The sequence below is a fragment of the Chitinispirillales bacterium genome (assembly GCA_031254455.1).
GTDB lineage: Bacteria > Fibrobacterota > Chitinivibrionia > Chitinivibrionales > Chitinivibrionaceae > WRFX01.
On sequence record JAIRUI010000019.1, the window covers coordinates 1 to 4,207 of the forward strand.

A 4,207-nucleotide genomic window follows, 5' to 3' on the forward strand; every position below is an offset into this window, starting at 1 on the left:
TGTCTTCCTTCCTGTCTTCCTTCCTGTCTTCCTTTCCTTTCCGCCGCATCTTCAAACGACCAAATATCACGCTGCATCTTCAAACGTGATTCATATCGCATTCTCTGCTCCTTGTCGGCGCTTAACGCCTTCAATTCGTTAAACGCCGTACCTATCGCCTTATCTTTTTGCGCTGCAGACATAAATTCCTCCTCACTCTCCGAATTTATAAATTCAAGCCAATTTGCAAGCGGTTTATCTTTTTCATTCTTTATTCTTGACAAATCCAATATATGTATTTCTTGCAAATCGTTAAACGGAAACAATTCTTCTTTCTCTAACATTGAAAATATATTATGACACTTTTCAGATTCAAATATAAGCGAATGTTCTACTATAATTATTGAAATTACCGGTTTTATGTTCAAATATTTACCGGCGTTGCCTATTTGCTCAACCAACATCTGTGCCGAATAATACGAAATACGTGAACGAAATTCAGGTACGTTGCGAACCTGCATCTCAATATCTATCACCTCTTCGTTATCAAGTCTCGCTTTTACGTCCAATACGCTTAATTTATCATCTTCGTTCTTTTGCTTGTTTATTGGATTAAGTAATTGAACTTTATTGATTTTCTTCTCCAATACCGCTTCAAGAAGGGCTATCAGAGTTTTCTCGTTTCTTTGATCGCCAAAAAGCATCTTAAATACTATGTCGTTTTTGGGCGGCAGGATTTTGGGTAAATTGTCTTTTTCGGTCATTAGTTTCTCCCTTTACAAATAAAAAAAATACTAAACCGCACAAAGTTAAAAACGAAAAACTGAATATTAACGGAAATTTTTAAGGAAGACGCCTTGTGCAACGGTTTTTTATTCCCGTGTGCGGCGGAAACGTCATGCCGACAATTTAAGAACGGCTGAAAATTAAATAACTATAAAAAGCGTTTAGGCTTACAACGATAATCGGCAAATAGTTTTTCCGTTTTTCTTCACCAAAGCGACGCTTCTCTGTCGAAAATTCGGAATAACGCACCCGTTTCCAACGATTTCGCTCTCATATAACTTACGCCCGTTAATCGAATAAACCAAAATTTTAGCGTTTTTCACGTCATTGAACGTCAAAACTGTTCTGTTTGAATATTTCTGAACTGATTTTATCGAATAATTGTCAGTTTTTTGCTTTTTTTGTGAAATTATCGAAACAGGCGAAATTGCGCTGTCGAAACGTTCGTATTTTACCCAGTCGAATTCAGCCCAAAACGTATCGGCGGGCGCCTCGACAGAAAACGGTTTATCTTCCGCCGCCCAATCGTTTGTGTGCCAAATATTAAACATCAATCTTGCGGGTTTCTGTGTGATTCTTTCAATATTTCCGCCGTAATTCCAAAGAGTTATCGTATCACGGCTTTCAGGATTTATTATCCACCAGCGAATACTTTCGGGACGCCAGTCGAAGCCGTAAACATAAAACCTTTTCGACGCGTCAAAATCTTCTATAGAAGTAATATTTTCAGGAGAATTTTCTATGCCGGAAAGTTCAACTCCCGCCGAGCCGAGTTTCTCGCCGTAATTAGTCGTATAAATTTTACCGCTCGCAAGATTTACTATTCTGCTTATTTTTCTGCAATCGCCGCTTTCTTCATAATCGGTCCAAGCCGTCATATAAATTAACTGCGGATTGGCAATCAGCCATTCAAGATCGATTTCACTGTTATCGTTGAGTCCGTTTTTGTTGGCGTCTTTTTCCTGTTCACCGCCGCCGTATAAATCGCTGTAATACGTGTAAAATCCGACAACTCCGCCGACATTCGGCTGTTTTTGAACGTTTGGAATTTTTATCCGTGCGGAGTATTTGCCGAAATGCGTAAAAGATTGTGAAGAAAAATTTTGTCCTTGCCATGCACCCGCTTTGTCGGCCGGATCCATCGCCAATTTTATGACTTTCGCAGTATCTTCAATTTCGGAAGAAACGCCGTTTTCCCAAGCCCATTTCGCTTTATTTCCGCCGCTGCCGTAGTCAAAATTGATTAAGTTTAAATAATCAAAATATTCGCTAAATCCAATCGACGTTTGGGCAAAAGCCGACAAAATCATCGAAAAAACAAGTAAAAGAAACGCTTTTTTATTCATATTTTCCCTCCAAAATTCGCTTCACTCTCTTTAAATATACGTTTTATTTTCTTGTGAAATAATACTCTAATTATTTCCTTTTATCGATTAAAAATTTAGATTTTGCCGATTCCGGAGTTATTCCTCTTACGCTTCTTGGCAACGCCTGATTGTATTTCGTTATTACGTAGTATTCTCCGTATTCGTCTAAAATCGTTATCTCCGAACCTTGAACAAAATATTCTCCTAAAGAGTACGCATCATAACCGTTCTCCTTAATGTAAATATTTCCGTTTTGAACATACCATGTAAACGGATAATCTTCGCCGCCATAACCGGATTCATAATAATATTCTTTACCGCTTCCGTCGGAATTGAAAATAAAAAATCCAAAGAACCCGTATTCTTCTTCGTCATATACAAGTCAAGTCCCTACGACAGCCGGATCGATGTTTCCTTGCGGCGCATTAATTCTTTCCCCTTTTAGAACATATTTCACATACTCCTGCGTAACGTCAAGCGAACCGATTTTCACGCTTCCGCCGATGTGTTTGTAACCTTGATCATAGTAGTAATTGTCGGAATTATATTCATAAACATACTTGAAATTTTGAAAATCAAGCGTTCCTTTAAAATCTCCGTTAAACGTCACTTTTCCGTTAATTATCGCCGTGTCTTTCTCTATTGAAGAATACGGATTGTTAGTATATTTATAAAATTCAAATTTGGCTTTACCATAACCGCCGCCGAAATATAAATCACCGTTGTTTGAATAATCGTTATACTCCATAATTACTGTTATTGAAGTATAGCCCCCGCTGTTATTTCTCTGATGTATGACATTTTTTTTGACCGAACAATAACCGGATTCTTTTCCGTGATTTAATTCTTCATAGTTTTCTTTGTATTCATATCCTCGCGGAGCATTCTCTCCGTAATAAAATTCATCGATAAACGCCTTAAAAAACATATTCATGTTTTCGGCGTTCACAGCGGCGTTATTTCCCGAATGGACGCTTAACATACCGTTTGGATAGGCGGGAACGGAAGGCGTCTTAACGCTTATCTTGCCGTCGCCGTAATAGTTGTCTTTGTTTGAATACGGGTAATAAAAATCTTCAAGCAAATAGTCCGGCAAATTAACTTTGGTTTTCCCGTCTTTGCTTTCTACACGGAAACTCCCTTTTTTAATTCCGTAGTCAAACTCTTCACCATTATCCCAATTATCGTCATATCTATATTTTGAATAAAATTCTACGTTGTCGAAAACTACTTTCCCTTTGTATTCGCCTTGAAAATCTATCTTTCCGTTTATCTTTACAGTCAAGATCTCAATGTTATAATCCTTCTCGTATGTTTCGTTCCAAATCTCTACAAAACCGACCGCTCCACCCAAAAACAACAGATTATTATTTGAAAAATCAAAAAATTTGACAGTTCCGCTTTCACCTTCATAACCGCTTCCGCTTTTGCCTTCGCCTTTACTCGTTCTTTTCCAGTCTCCCGACTCGTCTTTGTTATATTCGGCATATCCGAAAGCGTCTCCTTCTATCCTATAAGAACCTTTTCCCGAATAGTTTCCTTTTCTGTATTCGTCGGGAAGCGCCGCTCTTTTGCCGCTATACAAATAATAATCTTGATAATAGCAGTCTAAAGCGGAAAGAAACATGTCGATAAATTCGTAAAGATTTCCATTAGTTACCGTATAATTACTCCCGTCGCCGCCTTCGGTTACCGAACCGCCGCTTACGTACGGCGGATCTTGTGGAATATTTATTCCGTTCCCGTTTTTCGACTCATCGTTGCTGCATCCCGTGATAAACAATATTATTCCTGCCAAAATTACTGAAAAACACAATTTTCTCATAAAAACTCCTTTGTTAAGTTGACGAGAAAACAAAAAAGCGAAGACATGCCTTATGTCTTCGCATATATTTATATAAAGTAAAACTTTAAGTAAATTCGCGTAATCACTTAGAAACCAATGAATTACATTGTATTTCGGGGGGGGGGGGGGGGGGGAACTTTAAAAAAAAAAAAAATTGTGTTTTTTTTTTTATTTTTTGTTCTTTTTTGGTTTTATTTTTTCAATAATTTTATAAGGGGGTCCAGATCCC

General features: G+C 37.8%; 4 protein-coding genes. All 4 read right to left on the minus strand.

Translation table 11 applies throughout. From position 1 onward, the window contains the following. Positions 1–743: Rpn family recombination-promoting nuclease/putative transposase (locus LBH98_01290; GenBank protein ID MDR0303391.1), on the minus strand; the 743-nt coding region annotated here is incomplete at its 3' end. A 189-nt stretch (positions 744–932) separates the two neighbouring features. After that, positions 933–2,111, minus strand: a complete 1,179-nt coding sequence (locus tag LBH98_01295; protein ID MDR0303392.1) for a glycoside hydrolase family 16 protein — start codon at positions 2,109–2,111, stop codon at positions 933–935. Positions 2,112–2,336: 225 nt separating this feature from the next. Further along, positions 2,337–2,507, minus strand: a complete 171-nt coding sequence (locus LBH98_01300) for a hypothetical protein (GenBank protein MDR0303393.1) — start codon at positions 2,505–2,507, stop codon at positions 2,337–2,339. A gap of 7 nt (positions 2,508–2,514) precedes the next feature. After that, positions 2,515–3,957, minus strand: a complete 1,443-nt coding sequence (locus LBH98_01305; GenBank protein MDR0303394.1) for a hypothetical protein — start codon at positions 3,955–3,957, stop codon at positions 2,515–2,517. Positions 3,958–4,207 lie beyond the last annotated feature (250 nt).